Source organism: Achromobacter sp. K91 (assembly GCF_003576205.1).
GTDB classification, from domain to species: Bacteria; Pseudomonadota; Gammaproteobacteria; order Burkholderiales; family Burkholderiaceae_B; genus Achromobacter; species Achromobacter aegrifaciens.
On sequence record NZ_QWFB01000012.1, the window covers coordinates 248957 to 266065 of the forward strand.

The following is a 17109-nucleotide window of genomic DNA, read 5'->3' on the forward strand; positions in this document are numbered from 1 at the left end:
GGCACAGCGCCGCCTACTGACCAAAAAAACAGAATCATGGCCTTATTGCAGATATCAGAGCCTGGCGAATCGCCCGCGCCTCACCAGCGCAAGCTGGCGGTCGGGATCGACCTGGGCACCACCAATTCCCTGGTCGCGGCCGTGCGCAGCAGCGTCGCCGAAGTGCTGAGGGACGAGCAAGGCCACGCCTTGCTGCCTTCCGCCGTGCGCTATTTCGCCGGCGGCAAGGTCACCACGGGGCGGGAACCGCTCGCGCAGCAGGCCGAAGATCCTCTGAATACCGTTGTGTCGGTCAAGCGTTTCATGGGCCGTTCGCTGGAAGAGGCGCGCGCCAGCCGCGCGCCGTACGAATTCGTGGACGCGCCTGGCATGGTGCGCATCCGCACCGTCCAGGGCGACCTGAGCCCGGTTGAAGTGTCGGCGCAGATCCTGGCCGTCCTGCGCCAGCGCGCCGAGGACGTGCTGGGCGATGACCTGGTCGGCGCGGTCATCACGGTGCCCGCTTACTTCGATGACGCCCAGCGCCAGGCGACGCGAGACGCCGCGCGTCTGGCCGGCCTGAACGTGCTGCGCCTGCTGAACGAACCCACGGCGGCGGCCATTGCCTACGGCCTGGATAATGCCGCCGAAGGCGTGTATGCGGTGTACGACCTGGGCGGCGGAACGTTCGACGTTTCCATCTTGCGCCTGACCCAGGGCGTGTTCGAAGTCATTGCCACGGGCGGCGATACCGCCTTGGGCGGCGACGACTTCGATGCCTTGATCGTCGATCACGTGGTAGCCGGACTCGCTGCTGGCGAGTTTTCGCCGGCGGACCGCCGCCGCCTGCTGATGGCGGCGCGCGCTGCGCGCGAAGCCTTGTCGGACGCCGATGCGGCCAGCCTGAAGCTGGAATTGTCCGATGGCCGGACCGTGGACACGAACCTGGCGCGGGCGGCATTTGAAGAACTGGCGCAGCCCCTGATCGTGCGCACGCTGGACTGCGCGCGCCGCGCCTTGCGCGACGCCTCGCTGACGCCAGCCGATGTGCGCGGCGTGGTGATGGTCGGCGGCGCCACGCGCATGCCGGTCGTGCGCGCTGCCGTGGGCAAGCTGTTCGGCACGCAACCGCTGACCGACCTCGATCCGGACCAGGTGGTGGCGCTGGGCGCCGCCTTGCAGGCCAATCTGCTGGCGGGCAACCGCGCTCCCGGCGAAGACTGGCTGTTGCTGGACGTGATCCCGCTGTCGCTGGGGCTGGAAACCATGGGCGGCCTGGTGGAGCGCATCATCCCGCGCAACAGCACGATTCCCGTGGCGCGCGCCCAGGAATTCACGACCTTCAAGGATGGCCAGACGGCCATGAGCATCCACGTGGTGCAAGGCGAACGCGACCTGGTCTCCGATTCGCGCTCGCTGGCGCGCTTTGAGCTGCGCGGCATTCCGCCCATGGTGGCCGGCGCAGCACGCATCCGCGTGACCTTCCAGGTGGACGCCGACGGCCTGCTGAGCGTGACCGCGCGCGAGCAGAGCAAGGGCGTCGAGGCTATGGTGTCGGTCAAGCCGTCCTATGGCCTGACCGACGACGAGATCGCGCAGATGCTGGCAGACAGCGTGGCGCAAGCCGACACCGATGCACGCGCCCGCATGTTGCGCGAGCAACAGGTGGACGCGCGCCAGTTGGTCGAGTCGGTGCAGGCCGCGCTGGCCGTCGATGGCGATCTGCTGGACGTCGAAGAACGCAAGCGCGTGGACGAATGCCTGCAGGCTGCCATCGCCGCCCAGGATGCGCAGGACGTGGACACAGTGAAGGACGCGGTCCAGGCCCTGTCGGCCGCGACCGATGATTTCGCTGCGCGCCGCATGGATCGCAGCATCCGCGCCGCGCTGGCGGGCCGCAAACTTGATGAGATTGCCTGATAACACGCTATGCCGAAACTGACTGTATTGCCTCATCCCGACTACTGCCCGGAAGGCGCCGTGATCGAAGACGCGCCCAAGGGCGTGTCGATCTGCCGCGTGCTGCTGGATAACCACATCGACATCGAACACGCATGCGAACTGTCGTGCGCCTGCACGACCTGTCACGTTGTGGTCAAGCAGGGTTATTCTTCGCTGGAAGACGCCACCGACGACGAAGAGGATCTGCTGGACAAGGCCTGGGGCCTGACTCCGACCTCGCGCCTGTCCTGCCAGGCGCTGGTGACCGACGCCGACCTGACGGTCGAGATCCCCAAATACACCATCAACCACGCCAAAGAGGGCCATTGATGAAGTGGACCGACACCTACCAGATCGCCGAGGCTCTGCTCGACGCGCATCCTGACGCGGACCCCAAGACGCTGCGCTTCGTGCAGCTGCGCGAATGGGTCCTGGCCTTGCCGGGCTTCAACGACGACCCCTCGCATTGCGGCGAGAAGATCCTGGAGGCCATCCAGATGGCCTGGATCGACGAGGCGGACTGATCGCCAAACCAGAAACGCTCCCTGCGGGGAGCGTTTTTGTTTTTGAGCGCGGCGGATCCGGGCCAAAGCTGCCGCGGCCATGCCCGCCACGGTATCATCAAGGATCTTCTTGTTGTCCCTACTTGCCTGAGTCCACCGATGCCCGCTGCCCAATTGCGCTTTGGCCTGGCCGCCAACCGGCTGCACCACGAAACTCCCGATGCCGCGCTGTTTACCTGGCTGCGCGCCTGTTCGGGCACGATACGCGAGCTGGGCGTGCAGTTGCACACCGTAGGCCGCACGCACGACGCGATCGTGCGCGAGGGCATGCTGCAGGGCTACGGCGGGTTGATCCGCTATCCGTACGGCCGCGAGGGCGGCCTGATGAAGCTGGTGGCCCGGGTGACGGAAGGGCGTGACGGGCAGGCGCCGTTCGACGGCGCGATCTATCTGATCGATCCCGTCGACCCGTCGTCGATTTTTCCGGAGGCGCTGGCGCTCAAGCGCCAGTGCATCACGCACGGCCGCCCGTTCATCTCGACGCTTGCCGGCGCCATCGAATGGATGGAAGTCGAACGCGTCCACGCCGGCTTGGCGCCGGACGTCTCGGCTTCGCGCCATTTCAACTTCACTGGCCAGACGGTGGCGCTGATTGCCCACGATGCGCTCAAGGACGAGATGGTGGCATTCGCCAGCGAGCATTTCGACGTGCTGTCGCAGTTTGCGCGGCGCGTCGCCACGGGCACCACCGGCAGCCGCTTGAACGAGCTGGCCTGGTCGCGCGGCTGGCCCAAGGATACGCCCTGGGTGCACCGCTACCTGAGCGGGCCGCTGGGCGGCGACGCCCAGATCGCGGAGCTGGTGCTGGAACACCAATGCCAGCGTGTGATCTTCTTCGAGGATCCGCATGTGGCGCGCCAGCACGAGGCCGACATCCAGCTGCTGGAACGCGCGGTGCGGGTGGTGACCGAGTCCGCGACCTGCGCGACTTCGCCGGTAGTGGCGCGGCGCTGGGCGCAGGCGGTGGAAAAGCGCGTCATCTAAGCCTGGCCCGGGTGGGCGGGTCGCCAGGCCGGGAGTCCGTAATGATGCGGCTGACCCGGTCGGCAACGGCGGACGCGGCCATGGACAATGGCAGGACATCGGACCTGCACAGGAACACAGGCCGCGCCAGGCGCGGCTTGACGATGCGATGCAGGAGGACCTCGCCGCGCGCGGCTTCCTGGTGCACCGCCGCGTAAGACAGGATGGTGTGCGCGATGCCAGCCTGCGCCAGTTCGATCAGTTGCGGAATGGCGTTGGCCTCGGCAATGACGCGGAATTCGGCGCGCTCCTGTTGCTGATAGTGGTCCAGCAGGCGGCGCAGGCTGTGCTGGCTGCCGGGCAATACCAGCGGCAATTCGGCGAGCGCGTGCAGATCCATGGCCGGCAGCGCATGTAGCGCGGCTGGGGCCGGCTTTTTGCGCGACTTGGCCGGCGGCGGCGAAACCACGACCAGTTCTTCATCTATCAGGTGCTGGAAGCGCAGGTCGACCGAGGCGTCGTCGCTGAACGTCAGTCCCAGGTCGGCATGGCCGGAACTGACGAAGCCCGGGATGTACCCGGTGCTGGATTCGATGATCTTCAGGTAGACGCCGGGCCAGTGTTCCAGGGAAAAGCGCAGGAGCGGCACAGTGAGCAGCTTGGCCATGGACATGGACATGGCCAGCGAGACGGTCCCGCGCGGTGCGCTGATGTCTTCGCGCACGTCGGCGCGCGCCGCGTCGATGCGGCCGAGAATCTCGCGTGCGTGCGCCAGCATGCGCGATCCCGCGGCCGTTGGCGTGACCCCGCGAGCGCTGCGATGCAACAGCACCACGCCCAGATCCTCTTCCAGATTGCGTATCAGCAGGCTTAGCGCGGGCTGCGCGACGTGCAGCGCGGCCGCGGCGCGGCTGATCGATCCGGTGGAGACCACGGCGACAAAGCATTGCATCGCGCGGATTGACATCGACATGCGTAAACCTCGTGCAGGCAGGCCATCACAAATTTATTATGGCCTGCATATTTAAACGGTATTTCTAATATATCAAGACGCTTCGCATAATGGACGCCATCCCTCTAAGAACACAACGGAGACATCATGGCGTTCCAAAGAATTCTTGCCGCTTGTGCGACTGCGGCGGCGCTGTCCGGCCCGGCGTGGGCCGATACCTGGCCTGCCAAGCCCATTACGTTGGTCGTGCCGTTTTCGGCCGGCGGTCCGACTGATTTCATCGCGCGTCTGGTGGCCGAGCCTCTGGCGCGCGAGTTGGGACAGCAGGTCATCGTGCAGAACAAACCAGGCGCCAGCGGCAACGTCGGCTACCAAAGCGTGCTGAACGGTCCCGCGGATGGCTACACGCTGATGCACAACACGGTGGCCATGCAGGCCATCAATCCGCTGATGTACCCGAGCGCGAAGATGGCTCCGCTGCAGGACTATGTGCCGGTCGGCACGACGGGCGCGATGCCCAATCTGCTGGTGGTCAATCCCGAGCGCACGCCGGTCAAGACCCTGGCCGAGCTGGTCCAGCGCGGCCGCGACATGAAGAACGGGCTCAGCTATGCCACCTTCGGTCCGGGCAGTTCGCCGCATGTCTATGGCGCGTCGTTGCAGCAGCTTGCGGGCTTTCAGGCCGTGGGCGTGGCTTACAAGGGCAGCGCGAACGCAGTGACCGACGTTATCGGCGGACAGGTCGATTTCCTGTTCGACAGCATGTCGACCAGCCTCGGCCAGGTGCAAGGCGGCAGGCTGAGGGCCCTGGCGATTACCGCCGCCGAGCGTTCGCCCTTGCTGCCGGACGTGCCCACGCTGAAGGAAGCGGGCTATCCCAGCCTGGATCTCAAGTTCTGGTTCTCCCTGCAGACTCCCGCGGGCACTCCGCCGGACGTGGTGCGGAAGCTGCGCGAGGCCGTGGCCCGCGTGGTCGCGAGCGATGCCTACCGCAAGGCGATGCAGGAGCGCGGCGCAGAGGCTTTCCAGGTCGCCCCCGCCGAACTGGATGCGTTCTTCAAGCGTGAAACCGCGCAATGGACCCAGGCCGCGCAAACCATCGGCCTCAAGGGCGAGCAGTAATCATGTCGACTGAAGCACGCATGACGCCGTTGAAGAACATCACCGTCCTGGACCTGAGCAAGGTGCTGGCCGGGCCGCTATGCGGCCAGTATCTGGGCGAGTTGGGCGCGCGGGTGATCAAGGTCGAACCCGTGGGCAAGGGCGACGATACGCGCGCCTGGCTGCCGCAGGATGCCGGCCAATCCGCGACTTTCCTGGCGGTGAACCACAACAAGCGCAGCCTGGCCGTGGATCTCAAGACGCCGGCAGGGCGCGCCGTGGTGCACCGCCTCGCGCAACAGTCGGATGTGGTGTTGCAGGGTTTTGGCGGCAAGACCGCCGCGCGCCTGGGCGTGGATTACGAGACGCTCAGCGGGCTCAATCCCCGTCTGGTGTACTGCGAGATATCGGGCTATGGTCGCGAAGGCCCGATGGGCGAGGAGCCGGGCTACGACGTCATGCTGCAGGCCTTCAGCGGCATGATCAGCACCATGGGCGAGCCGGACGGAAATTTCGCGCGCGCCAGCTTCTCGCCTGTGGACCTGGGCACGGGCTCGTTCGCGCTGAGCGGGATTCTGGCCGCGCTGCTGGAGCGCAGCCAGACCGGCAAGGGCCAGTATCTGGACGTTTCCCTATTGGACACCTCGCTCGGCCTGATGTCGTACATGGCGCAGAACTACTGGCGCACCGGCCAGATTCCGCGCCGCATGGGCACGGGCCATCCGGCCATGTGTCCTTATCAGGCATTTCGCGCGGCCGATGGCGACATCATGCTGGGCGTGGGGAACGATGCGCAATGGCAGCGTTTCTGCGCGGTCGCGGGACTGCAGGACCATGTCGATGCGCCCCAATTCGCGACCAACGCCGACCGGGTCCGCCATTTCGCCGAGACGGTCGCGCTGGTCCAGGCGCGCATGCAGACGCGCAGCGTGGCGCAATGGCTGGATGCGCTCAAGCCCGCGGGCATCGCTTGTTCCGCCATCCACACGCTGGACGAGGCGCTGGCGCATCCGCAGGTCGCTGCGCGCGAACTGATCGTCAAGAGTGAGCACAAGGTGCTGGGCGAGGTCCGCAACGTCGGCCTGCCGATACGGTTTGGCCGCCAGCCTCGCCAGGCTGCGCTGCCGGCGCCGGTGCTGGGTGAGCACACTCGCGAAGTCCTGGCCGAGCTGGGCTACGCGCAAGCTGAAATCGAAGCGCTGCTGGCATCGGGCAGCGTGCAAACCCATTCCTGAATGCGAGAAGACAGATGACATTCCTGCGCTATGAAGTCCGCGATCGTATTGCGGAAATCCATATGTGCCATGCGCCCGTCAATGCTCTGGACGAGGACATGCTGGACGCGCTGATCGCCGCGCTGGAACGGGCCAATGCCGATCCCGCGGTGCGCGCCGTGCTGTTGGCCAGCGATTTGCCTGGGCGCTTCTGCGCCGGGCTGGACATGAAGAAGTTGCTGGACAGCTCGCCGGCGCGGATCCACGCGCTGTTGTCCAAGCTGTATATCAAGCTCTACGACACGCAGTTCAACCTGACGAAGCCTTCAATCTCGGTGGTGTCGGGCGCAGTGCGCGGCGGCGGCATGACGGTGGCCATTTCCAGCGACCTGGTGGTGGCCGCGGACACCGCCACTTTCGGCTATCCGGAAATCGATGTCGGCGTCTTGCCGGCGATACATTACGTGCATTTGCCGGGCGTCGTGGGCAAGCACCGGGCGTTCGACCTGCTGTTCACCGGGCGCATCTTCGATGCGCAGGAGGCGCACGGGCTGGGGCTGGTGGCGCGCGTTGCGCCCACGGCGGAATTGCTGGAGCAGGCCCGCCTGCTGGCGCGCTCGCTGGCAGACAAGCCGCCGCAAGTCCTGGCCTTGGGGCGGCGCGCTTTCGTCTACAGCAATGACAACGAGTACCGGCGCAGGGTTGCAACGGCGGTAGAGGTGTTCTGCAACTCAGCCGCCACGTCCGAGGCGCGCGAGGGCCTGAGCGCCTTCGTGCAAAAGCGCGCGCCCGACTGGAGCGGGCTGCGGTGAGGCGGGGTGGAGCCGCCGCCAGACGTACCTTTGGGCCTATTCGCCCTTGAACTGCGGCGTCCGCTTCTCGCGGAATGCCCGCACGCCTTCCGCGAAGTCCGTGCGCGAGGCGCTGTCCAGAAAGCGCGCGGTTTCCTCGGCCAGTTGGGTTTCCAGCGTGGCGTGTTCGGCCGAGCGCAGCAGGTCCTTGGCCCCCGCGATGCCGTGCGGCGCGTGGCGGGCAATCTCTTGCGCGTAGGTTCGCGCGGCTTGCGCGAGTTCTCCGGTTGGGGCGGTGCGCGTGACGATGCCCCAGGCCAGCGCGTCGCTGGCGAGGAACGGGTCATGGCGCAATAGCAAGTCCAGCGCGCGACGGGCGCCCAGCACCCGCGTGAGACCGTGGGTCATGCCGGCGTCGGGAGTCGCTCCAAGCTTGAGGTAGGCCGTCATGAAGCGGGCGTCGGCGTCGGCGATGGCCAGGTCGCAGGCCAGGACCAGCGACAGGCCCGCACCCGCGGCAATGCCGTGGACCTGGGCAATCCAGATCTTGTCCATGCGGGCGATGCGCGCAATGAAGTCGTTCAATGGCGTGAACAGGTCCAGCAGCGTGGCGCGCACCAACGCGGGTTCGCCCGTGAACATACTGATGTCGCCGCCCGCGCAGAAAGTCTTGCCCGTCGCGCGCAGCAGCACGACGCGGATTTCATCGCGCGCTTCCAGCCATTGCGCGGCCCGTTGCAAGTCCTGCGCCATCGCCACGTCGATGGCGTTCAGCGCGTCGGGGCGGTTCAGCGTCACGGTCGCGATCGCGCCGTCGGTTTCCAGAAACAGCGTCTGGAAGGCGGGGTGTTCTTGGGTCATGGCGAGTCTCCGTTATCGGGTAAGTACCAACTGTCGATCCAAAAACCGCGATGCTATGGTCTGAACCGAGCGCTTGCTTGGTTTTCTTTTAAGCACGCTTAGCGTAACGCATAGAACGATTTTCCGGCGCTGTACTGGCGTAGGTAAAGACAGGTTCGTTGCATCTCCTGCCTCGCGGGTTCGCCAGACCAACGTCGATAAAAACTTCGCATGTAAAGGCGAGGAGACAAATGGTGGATCAGTCCGACAGCCCTCCCTTGCTGGAGGTGGATGGGGTCACGCTGGCGTTCGGCGGGGTCAAGGCGCTTACCGGTGTGGGCTTTCGCGTGGAGTCCGGGTCCATCACCACGGTCATCGGCCCCAATGGCGCGGGCAAGACCTCGCTGTTCAACACCATTTCCGGCTTCTACCGCCCCGCATCCGGGCAGATCCGCTTCCAGGGTCGCGACATCACGCGCGTGGCGGCGCCCGAACGCGCCCGGCTGGGCCTGGCGCGCAGCTTCCAGAACATTGCGCTGTTCCGCGGCATGACGGTGCTGGACAACATCAAGCTGGGCCGCCACGCCCACCTGCGGACCAATGTGTTGGATGCCTTGCTGTATTTCGGGCGGGCGCGCCGCGAAGAGATGGCGCTGCGCGCCGACATCGAAGAACGCATCATCGACTTTCTGGAGATCGACCACATCCGCCACGCGCCGGTGGCCGCGCTGTCCTACGGCCTGCAAAAGCGGGTGGAGCTGGCGCGGGCGCTGGCCATGAATCCCAAGGTGCTGATGCTGGACGAACCGGTGGCGGGCATGAACCGCGAAGAGACGGACGACATGGCGCGCTTCATTCTGGACGCGCGCTCAGAATGGGGCGTGACGGTGCTGATGGTCGAGCATGACATGGGCATGGTGATGGACCTGTCGGACCACGTGGTGGTGCTGAACTTCGGCCAAGTCATTGCCGATGGCACGCCGGCGCAGGTGCAGGCAGACCCGCAGGTCATCCAGGCTTATCTGGGCGCGGGCGACGTCGGCGATCTGCGGCGGCGCCTGCGGGAGGCGGCTTGATGGACATGCTGTTCTTCCTGGAAGTCACGCTGGCCGGGCTGGGCAGCGGTGGGCTTTATGCGCTGGCGGCGCTGGCCTTCGTCATCGTCTACAAGGCGACCCGGGTGGTGAACATCGCCATCGGCGAATTCCTGATGCTGGGCGCCTACGTGTTCTATGCCTTTGCCACCGGCATGGAATGGCCGATCTGGCTGGCCATCGTGGGAGCGGTGGTGGTGTCGGGCGCGCTGGGGGCGCTGGTCGAGCGGCTGACCATCCGTCCCATGCTGGGCGAAGCGCCGATCTCGGTATTCATGATCACGGTGGGGCTGGCGTCGATCCTGGTGGGCGTGGTCGAACTGATCTGGACGGCGGACCAGCGCCGCTTGCCGGAATTCATGCCGCGCTCGCCGGTGATGATAGGCGAGGCCTTCGTCGCGCCCAAGGTGTTCTACGGCTTCTGGGTGGCGGTAGTGCTGGCGCTGCTGGTGCTGGTGGTGTTCCGCTATTGGCGCGGCGGGGTGGCGCTGCGGGCCACGGCTTCGGACCAGGGCGCGGCTTACGCCATGGGCATCAACGTGCCGCGCGTGTTTTCGCTGGCCTGGGTGGCGGCGGGCGCGCTGGCCGCGGTGTCGGGCGTGATCGTGGGCGCGATCGGCGGCATCTCCTCGTCGATGGGCGTGTTCGGCCTGTCGGTGCTGGTGGTGGTCATCGTGGGCGGGCTGGACAGCGTGGCGGGCGCCCTGGTGGGCGGCGTGTTCATCGGCCTGCTGGAAGCCTGGGCCGGCGCCTACATGGGCGGCGAATACAAATTGCTGGCCACTTTCATCGTGCTGGTGGTGGTGCTGATGGTCAGGCCCTATGGCCTGTTCGGCACCCGTGAAATCGAGAGGCTCTGACCGATGCGCATCGCGACTGCCAAGCAGACTTATCTTGCGGACGAAGCGCTGTTCGACACCCGTACGCAGAAGGCGTGGCTGGTATTGCTGGCTGCGTCCCTGGTCATGTTTCCCTTCGTGGCGGATGCCTACTGGCTGTACCTGGCCTGCCTGGTGGCGATCAACGTCGCCAGCGCCACGGGACTGAATATCCTCACGGGCTATACCGGCCTGGTCAGCCTGGGGCAGGCCGCCTTCATGGGACTGGGGGCGTACACGGTCGCGGTGCTGGAGCAGCGGCTGGGCACGCCGGTGCTGCTCAATCTGGTGGCCGGCGGGCTGGTGGCGATGCTGGGCGGCCTGCTGGTCGGCATTCCGTCCTTGCGAGTGAAGGGCCTGTACCTGGCCATCGCCACCATTGCCGCGTCGTTCATCGCGCATTTCATCTTCGCCAACTGGCAGTTCACGGGCGGCACGACGGGAATGCAGGTGCCGCCGGCGCGGGTGCTGGGCGTGGACCTGGATACCTCGTTCAAGATCTACTGGCTGATCGTGCCGGTGACGGCGCTGATGGTGCTGGGGGCGGCCAACCTGTTCCGCACGCGCATCGGGCGCGCCTTCATCGCCATACGCGACCGCGACATTTCGGCCGAGGTGCTGGGCATACGCCTGCTGCGCTACAAGCTGCTGTCGTTCGGCCTGTCCTCGTTCTATGCCGGCGTGGCAGGCGGCATGTGGGCCTATTTCTTCCGGGTGGTCACGCCCGAGAGCTTCCCGCTGATCATGTCGATCTTCTTCCTGGCGGCCATCATCGTGGGCGGCATGGGCACGATCCTGGGGTCCATCCTGGGCGCCATCTTCATGACCATGGTGCCGGAACTGCTCAAGCTGATCGTGGGCTGGCTGCCGGTGGGCGGCGACGCGCTGCGCCTGATTTCGCCGGTGCGCACCATTGTTTTCGGCCTGCTGATCGTGGGCTTTCTGATCTTCGAGCCGCACGGGCTCGCGGAAATCTGGCGGCGCGTGCGCCGCTACTTCCACCTCTGGCCTTTCCGTACCTAGCCATGGCGGCGGCCATCCATAAGACCCTCAGGAGACTAACCATGAAGCGCATCCGGATCGGCAGCGGTTTATCGAGGTTGTTGGCCCCGCTGGGCCTGGCGGCGGCCCTGTCGGCGGCGCCCGCCGCGCAGGCGGCCGAGGACTTGGTGCTGGGCGGCTCCATCCCGCTGAGCGGGGTGTTCGCCTTCGCCGGGCAGGGCATCCACGCCGGCATCACCGACTACGTGAAGATCGTCAACGACCAGGGCGGGGTAAAGGGCCGCAAGCTGCGCTACGTGCCGGAAGACACCGCCTACAAGGTGGACGCGTCGGTGGCGGCCTTCAAGAAGATCACCAGCCAGAACAAGGTGAACTTCTACTACGGCGACTCGACAGGCTTCTCCAAGACCATCAACGCCGAGCTGAACCGCACGGGCGACATCCTGATGACAGGCGCGTCCTTTGCCACCGAACTCAACGATCCGGCCAAGTACCCGGCCCAGTTCATGCTGGGACCTGACTACACGGAAATGTTCGGCATACTGCTGCGCTATATCGCCAAGGAACAGCCGGGCGCCAAGGTGGCTTTCGTGTATTCGGACACGGAGTTCGGCCGCGATCCCATCGCCAGCTCGCGCGCGGTGGCGGAAAAGCTGGGCCTGAAGGTCGCGACCGAGATCATGACGCCGCCGGGCAGCGTGGACGTGTCGACCGAGGTCATCAAGCTGCGCCGCGCCGATCCGGACTACACCATCTTCCACGGCTACGTGCTGGCGCCGATTCCCGAATTCGTGGGGCAGGGCAAGCGCATGGGCCTGAAGACGCGCTACATGGGCACGTTCTGGACCATGGACAACTCCACCGTGATGCAGATGGGAGAGGACGCCGAAGGCTTCATGGGCGTGATGCCGTACCGCTACTACTACGACACGGCGGCCGACGCGCCGATGCTGAAGAAGATCCGCGAAATGCGCCCGCAGTACCAGAGCACCGGCTACATGCAGGGCTTCCTGGCCGCCATGCTGTTCACCGAGGTCGCCAAGCGCACGCTGGACGCCGGCAAGGAGCTGACCAGCGCCAACATGAAGGCGGCGCTGGACGGCATCAAGGACTTCGACACGGGCGGCCTGATCGGCGTGCCGATCTCGATCAAGGGCAACTCCATCCCGGTGGGCCGGATCTATCGCGCCGATGTGAAGCAGAAGCAGATGGTGCCGGCATCCGACTGGATCGTGCTGAAGTGAGGCGGCTGTGAACCCTGGACATGACGCGCATGCCGCAGCGCCCGCAGCGGCGGTGCTCGATATCAACAATATCGAAGTCGTCTACAACAAGGCGGTGCAGGTGCTGCGCGGCTTGTCCCTGTCGGTGCCCGCCGGCAGCATCGTGGCCCTCCTGGGCAGCAATGGCGCCGGCAAGTCCACCACCCTGAAGGCCGTGTCCGGCCTGCTGGATCTGGAGGACGGTGCGCTGGTGCGCGGGCAGATCGTCTTCAACGGCGGCGACACCGCGGGCGCCAGGCCGCAGAACCTGGTGCGCGCGGGGTTGGCGCATGTGATGGAGGGACGCCGGGTGTTCGAGGACCTGACGGTCGAGGAAAACCTGGTGGCCGCGACCTATGCCTTGACGGGCAGGCCAGGGGCGAAGGTCGACTTCGACTTGGTCTACGGCTACTTTCCGCGCCTGTTCGAGCGGCGCCGCGGCCTGGCAGGCTACCTGTCGGGCGGCGAGCAGCAGATGCTGGCCATCGGCCGCGCGCTGATCGCGCAGCCCAGGCTGATGCTGCTGGACGAACCTTCGCTGGGCCTGTCGCCGATGCTGGTCGAGAACATCTTCTCCATCATCGCGCGCATCAACCACGAACAAGGGGTGTCGATGCTGCTGGTGGAGCAGAACGCCTCGGTGGCCTTGGCGGTGGCGCATTATGGCTACATCATGGAGACCGGCAAGGTGGTGATCGACGGCAGCGCCGAAAAGCTGGCGGCGGATCCCGACGTGCGGGAGTTCTACCTGGGCGTGGGCGGCACGGGCGAGGCCCGTGGCTTTCGCGACATCAAGCACTACAAGCGCCGCAAGCGCTGGCTGTCATGATGGACAAGCATATGGATACCTCCGGCGCATCGGCGCAGGCGTGGCCGGCCTTGACGCTGCCGCAGATGCTGCGCGAACAGGCCCGGCGCCAACCCGCGGCCATCGCCATCCGGCAAAAGGATTTCGGCATCTGGAAGCCCATGACCTGGGCGGAATACTGGAGCCGGGCCTGCCGCGTGGGGTTGGGCCTGCGCGCCCTGGGACTGAGCGCGGGCGGCCGGGTCGCCATCGTCTCCGAGAACCGCGTGGAATGGCTGCTGGCGCAGATGGGCGCGGGCGCGGTCGGCGCGGTGGCGGTGGGCGTGTACTCCACCAGCCCGGCCGAGGAGATGGGCTACGTGCTGGAACACGCGGACGTGGAACTGGTGGTGTGCGAGGACCAGGAGCAGACCGACAAGGTGCTGCAGGTGGCGGACCGGCTGCCCCTTTTGCGCCGCATCGTCATGATGGAGACCAAGGGCCTGCGCTCCTATGCGCCGGCCGAGCGCGAGCGCATCGTGACCTACGCCGAGATCGAGGCCGAGGGCGCGCGGCGCGAGGAGGCGGAACTCGCCGCGTTGAACGCGGCGCTGGACGGCCAGCGGCTGGACGATACCGGCCTCATGATCTACACGTCCGGTTCCACCGGCAAGCCCAAGGGCGCGATGCTGAGCTACGGCAATATGCGCGGCGTGGCGCCGGGCATTGCCGACCGCCTGGCGATGGACGGCGGCAGCGTGCACCTGTCCTACCTGCCGCTATGTCACGTGGCCGAACAGATGCTGTCCACCTTCGTGCCCATCTATCTGGGCGCGCAGGTGAACTTTGGCGAATCGATACGCACGGTGCAAGAAGATTTGCGCGAAGTCGCGCCCACGATCTTCCTGGGCGTGCCGCGCATCTGGGAAAAACTGCACGCCGCCATTTCGATCAAGATGCAGGAGGCCGGGCGTTTGCAGCAATGGCTTTACGGACGCGCGTTGGCCGCCTGCACGCCGTTCCTGGAAAAGTCCCCCGCGCAGTACACGTTGCGCGAGCGCTGGACGCGCTGGCTCTGGTACTGGCTGGTGCTGCGCGCCCTGCAGAACTTCATCGGGCTGCGGCGGGTGCGCGTGGCCATGACCGGCGCGGCGCCGATCTCGCCGGACGTGGTGCGCTACTTCCGCACGCTGGGCGTGCCGCTGATCGAGGTCTATGGGCTGACGGAGTCCGCCGGCATGATCTTCGGCCAGCATCCGGACCGCGTGAAGGTGGGCACCGTGGGCGAACCCATCCTGGGCGTGGAATGGCGCATGGGCGAGGCCGGCGAGCTGCTGGTGCGCGGCGATATGGTGTTCCAGGGCTATTACAAGAATCCGGAAGCCACCGCCAGCACCGTGCGCGACGGCTGGCTGTATACGGGCGATGTGGTGGCCGAAGACGCGGGGCGCGTGCGCATCGTGGACCGCCTGAAGGACATCATGATCACGGCGGGCGGCAAGAACCTGACGCCCTCCGAGATCGAGAACGCGGTCAAGGGCAGCCCTTACGTCAAGGAATGCATCGTGATCGCGGACGGCAGGAAGTACGTGTCCGCGCTGATCCAGCTGGAGTTCGACACGGTGGGCAAATGGGCCGAGTCGCGCCGCATCGCCTTCACGCATTTCCGCTCGCTGGCCGAATGCGCGCAGGTGCGCGAACTGGTGCAGCAGGAAGTCGCGCGCGCCAACGCCGGCCTGGCGCCGGTGGCGCAGATCAAGCGCTTCCATCTGCTGACCAAGGAGCTGGATCACGACGATGGCGAAGTGACCGCGACCATGAAGGTCAGGCGCGCCAGCATCTACCGCAGCTATGCGGATGAGATCGAAGCGCTCTACGTTGAGGAGACGACGGTATGAACGAAGCCGTGATCGTGGAGGCCGTGCGCACCCCTTTCGGGCGGCGCGGCGGATGGTGGGCGGATACCAGGCCGGATACGCTGCTGGCCGAGACGGTGTCCGGCCTGCTGGCGCGGGCCGGACTGCCGGGGGCCCAGGTCGAGGACCTGATCGCGGGCTGCGTCAGCCAGGCGGGCGAGCAGGGCGCCAACATCGGCAGGCTGGCCGCCATGCTTGCTGGCCTGCCTGAGAGCGTGCCGGGCGTGGCCCTGAACCGCATGTGCGGATCCAGCCAGCAGGCGGTGCATTTCGGCGCGCAAGCCATCGCCGCGGGCGACATGCGCTACGTGGTCGCGGGCGGCGTGGAGAGCATGAGCCGGGTGCCGATGTTCCTGGACGTGACGCTGGGCCAGGGCGAGTTCCGCGGCTTCGAAGGCTTGAACCCGGCCCTGCTGGAGCGCTATCCGTTGATCCACCAGATCGAGAGCGCGGAGCGGATCGCAGAACGTTGGCAGCTGTCCCAGGCAGAGATGGACGAATGGGCAAGGGAAAGCCACGCGCGCGCCTGGAGCGCCGCGCAGGCCGGCCGCCACGCCGAGCTGCTGCCGGGGCCGCGGGTCGATGCCGGGCGTGACGAAGGCATACGCGAGAAAACCGACCCCGCCCGCATGGCCGCCATGGCGCCTGCCTTGCGGCCGCCGGGCCAGGGTGGCGTCACGGCCGCCAACGCCAGCCAGTTGGCGGACGGGGCGTCCGCGGTGCTGCTGGCCGACCGAGATGCGGCGCTGGCCGATGGCTTGCGACCCCGCGCGCGCTTCCTGGCGCGGGTGGTGGTGGGATCGGATCCGGTGCTGCAATTGACGGGCGTGATCCCGGCGGCGCGGCAGGCGCTGGCGCGCGCCGGCCTGAGCCTGGAAGACATCGACTGGATCGAGATCAACGAAGCCTTCGCCAGTGTGGTGCTGGCCTGGCAGCGTGAACTGGGCGCCAATCTGTCGCGCGTCAATCCCTGGGGCGGGGCGATCGCGCATGGGCATCCGCTGGGGGCGACGGGAGCCGGCCTGATGGCCAAGATGCTGACGGGCTTGGAAGCCACCGAAGGCGAGTTGGGCATGCAGCTGATGTGCATCGGCCACGGCATGGCCACGGCGACCATCATCCAGAGGCTGTGACCGGACATGGAGAAACTGCGGGAGGCCGCGCAAGGGCGGGACGAGGGTTCGGAGTCCGAACGCCGGCGCGAGGTGATCCTGACGGCCGGGCAGCTGTTCTGCAAGCACGGCTACGAACGCACCACCGTGCGCGAGCTGGCGCGGGCGGTGGGTCTGCAGTCCGGCAGCCTGTTCCATCATTTCCGCAGCAAGGAGGAGATCCTGGTGGCGGTGATGAACAACGGCATCCAGGAAGTGATAGACGACGGCGAACGGGCGCTGGCGCGCTACCGGGCGCCGGCTGACCGGCTGGCGGCGCTGTTCCGCGTGCATATGTGGAGCATGCTGCACGGCGCGGGCGGCGACGCGATGAACGCGCTGGTCTATGAATGGCGCAGCCTGTCCGCACCCAGCCGCGCGGCCGTGAAATCGCTGAGCGACCACTATGAGGAGATGTGGCAGGACGCGGTGGCGGCAGCGGTCGCGGCGGGGCTGCTGCAAGGCGATGCGCGCGTCATCAAGCGCTGCGTGCTGGGCGCCATGAACCTGACGGTGCAGTGGTACAAGCCGGACGGCCGCTTGCCGCCCGCCGAATTCATCGATGCGATGTTGCAGGCCTCGCTGCCGTCGTTGCCGGCGGGCGCCGGCAAGTGGCCCGAATAGGCGCGCGGCAGGGGCGGGCGTTCCGCCCCGGCGCCTGAGGAACTGTCTCTT

General features: G+C 66.6%; 17 protein-coding genes. 15 read left to right on the forward strand and 2 right to left on the reverse strand.

Translation table 11 applies throughout. The features are described from left to right. Positions 1-36 precede the first annotated feature (36 nt). The 4 genes from hscA (at position 37) to DXK93_RS03505 (ending at position 3467) form a co-directional block, all read left to right on the forward strand. Positions 37-1899, forward strand: a complete 1863-nt coding sequence (hscA, locus tag DXK93_RS03490) for a Fe-S protein assembly chaperone HscA (protein WP_119449350.1) — start codon at positions 37-39, stop codon at positions 1897-1899. 9 nt (positions 1900-1908) lie between these two features. Further along, positions 1909-2250 (forward strand): ISC system 2Fe-2S type ferredoxin, encoded by a 342-nt coding sequence (gene fdx, locus DXK93_RS03495; RefSeq protein WP_013394592.1) that lies wholly within the window; start codon positions 1909-1911, stop codon positions 2248-2250. Then, positions 2250-2444: a Fe-S cluster assembly protein IscX gene (iscX, locus tag DXK93_RS03500; protein WP_119449351.1), complete on the forward strand. Its 195-nt coding sequence runs from the start codon at positions 2250-2252 to the stop codon at positions 2442-2444. The genes fdx and iscX overlap by 1 nt, the downstream gene beginning before the upstream one ends. A gap of 138 nt (positions 2445-2582) precedes the next feature. After that, positions 2583-3467 carry a methylglyoxal synthase gene (locus tag DXK93_RS03505; protein ID WP_119449352.1) on the forward strand — a complete coding sequence of 295 codons (885 nt, stop codon included), beginning with the start codon at positions 2583-2585 and terminating at the stop codon, positions 3465-3467. Here the strand turns inward: DXK93_RS03505 and DXK93_RS03510 are convergent. Continuing rightward, on the reverse strand, positions 3460-4419 hold the full coding sequence (locus DXK93_RS03510; RefSeq protein ID WP_054456121.1) for a LysR family transcriptional regulator: 960 nt from the start codon (positions 4417-4419) through the stop codon (positions 3460-3462). The genes DXK93_RS03505 and DXK93_RS03510 overlap by 8 nt on opposite strands. Positions 4420-4545: 126 nt before the next feature. Between DXK93_RS03510 and DXK93_RS03515 the strand changes: the two genes are divergently transcribed. Genes DXK93_RS03515 through DXK93_RS03525 form a run of 3 tightly spaced genes read left to right on the forward strand, consistent with a single transcriptional unit; the run spans position 4546 to position 7525 of the window. Beyond that, positions 4546-5520 (forward strand): tripartite tricarboxylate transporter substrate binding protein, encoded by a 975-nt coding sequence (locus tag DXK93_RS03515; protein WP_054456123.1) that lies wholly within the window; start codon positions 4546-4548, stop codon positions 5518-5520. A 2-nt stretch (positions 5521-5522) separates the two neighbouring features. Then, positions 5523-6734 carry a CaiB/BaiF CoA-transferase family protein gene (locus DXK93_RS03520; protein WP_225590308.1) on the forward strand — a complete coding sequence of 404 codons (1212 nt, stop codon included), beginning with the start codon at positions 5523-5525 and terminating at the stop codon, positions 6732-6734. 14 nt (positions 6735-6748) lie between these two features. Continuing rightward, on the forward strand, positions 6749-7525 hold the full coding sequence (locus DXK93_RS03525; protein ID WP_119449353.1) for an enoyl-CoA hydratase/isomerase family protein: 777 nt from the start codon (positions 6749-6751) through the stop codon (positions 7523-7525). Between the two features lie 36 nt (positions 7526-7561). Here the strand turns inward: DXK93_RS03525 and DXK93_RS03530 are convergent, their stop codons facing one another. Further along, positions 7562-8365 (reverse strand): enoyl-CoA hydratase/isomerase family protein, encoded by an 804-nt coding sequence (locus DXK93_RS03530; RefSeq protein ID WP_119449354.1) that lies wholly within the window; start codon positions 8363-8365, stop codon positions 7562-7564. A 230-nt stretch (positions 8366-8595) separates the two neighbouring features. On the opposite strand from DXK93_RS03530, the gene DXK93_RS03535 reads away from it, so the two are divergent. The 8 genes from DXK93_RS03535 to DXK93_RS03570 are packed head-to-tail and all read left to right on the forward strand — an operon-like array spanning position 8596 to position 17058. After that, complete coding sequence (locus tag DXK93_RS03535) at positions 8596-9420, forward strand: ABC transporter ATP-binding protein (RefSeq protein ID WP_054456127.1); 825 nt, start codon at positions 8596-8598, stop codon at positions 9418-9420. After that, positions 9420-10298: a branched-chain amino acid ABC transporter permease gene (locus DXK93_RS03540; RefSeq protein ID WP_054456130.1), complete on the forward strand. Its 879-nt coding sequence runs from the start codon at positions 9420-9422 to the stop codon at positions 10296-10298. Before DXK93_RS03535 ends, DXK93_RS03540 begins: the two co-directional genes overlap by 1 nt. A gap of 3 nt (positions 10299-10301) precedes the next feature. After that, positions 10302-11339: a branched-chain amino acid ABC transporter permease gene (locus DXK93_RS03545; protein ID WP_013394582.1), complete on the forward strand. Its 1038-nt coding sequence runs from the start codon at positions 10302-10304 to the stop codon at positions 11337-11339. A gap of 41 nt (positions 11340-11380) precedes the next feature. Next, entirely contained in the window at positions 11381-12562 is a 1182-nt protein-coding gene (locus tag DXK93_RS03550; protein WP_054456133.1) for an ABC transporter substrate-binding protein, read from the forward strand. Between the two features lie 52 nt (positions 12563-12614). Continuing rightward, entirely contained in the window at positions 12615-13409 is a 795-nt protein-coding gene (locus tag DXK93_RS03555; protein ID WP_054456135.1) for an ABC transporter ATP-binding protein, read from the forward strand. Next, complete coding sequence (locus tag DXK93_RS03560; protein ID WP_119449356.1) at positions 13406-15265, forward strand: long-chain fatty acid--CoA ligase; 1860 nt, start codon at positions 13406-13408, stop codon at positions 15263-15265. The genes DXK93_RS03555 and DXK93_RS03560 overlap by 4 nt, the downstream gene beginning before the upstream one ends. Continuing rightward, a complete protein-coding gene (locus DXK93_RS03565) occupies positions 15262-16416 on the forward strand; it encodes a thiolase family protein (RefSeq protein WP_119449357.1) in 1155 nt (384 codons plus the stop codon). Before DXK93_RS03560 ends, DXK93_RS03565 begins: the two co-directional genes overlap by 4 nt. A gap of 6 nt (positions 16417-16422) precedes the next feature. After that, the gene (locus tag DXK93_RS03570; RefSeq protein WP_054456141.1) at positions 16423-17058 is read left to right on the forward strand and encodes a TetR/AcrR family transcriptional regulator; all 636 of its coding nucleotides are present in this window, start codon (positions 16423-16425) and stop codon (positions 17056-17058) included. The last annotated feature ends 51 nt before the right edge of the window (positions 17059-17109 follow it).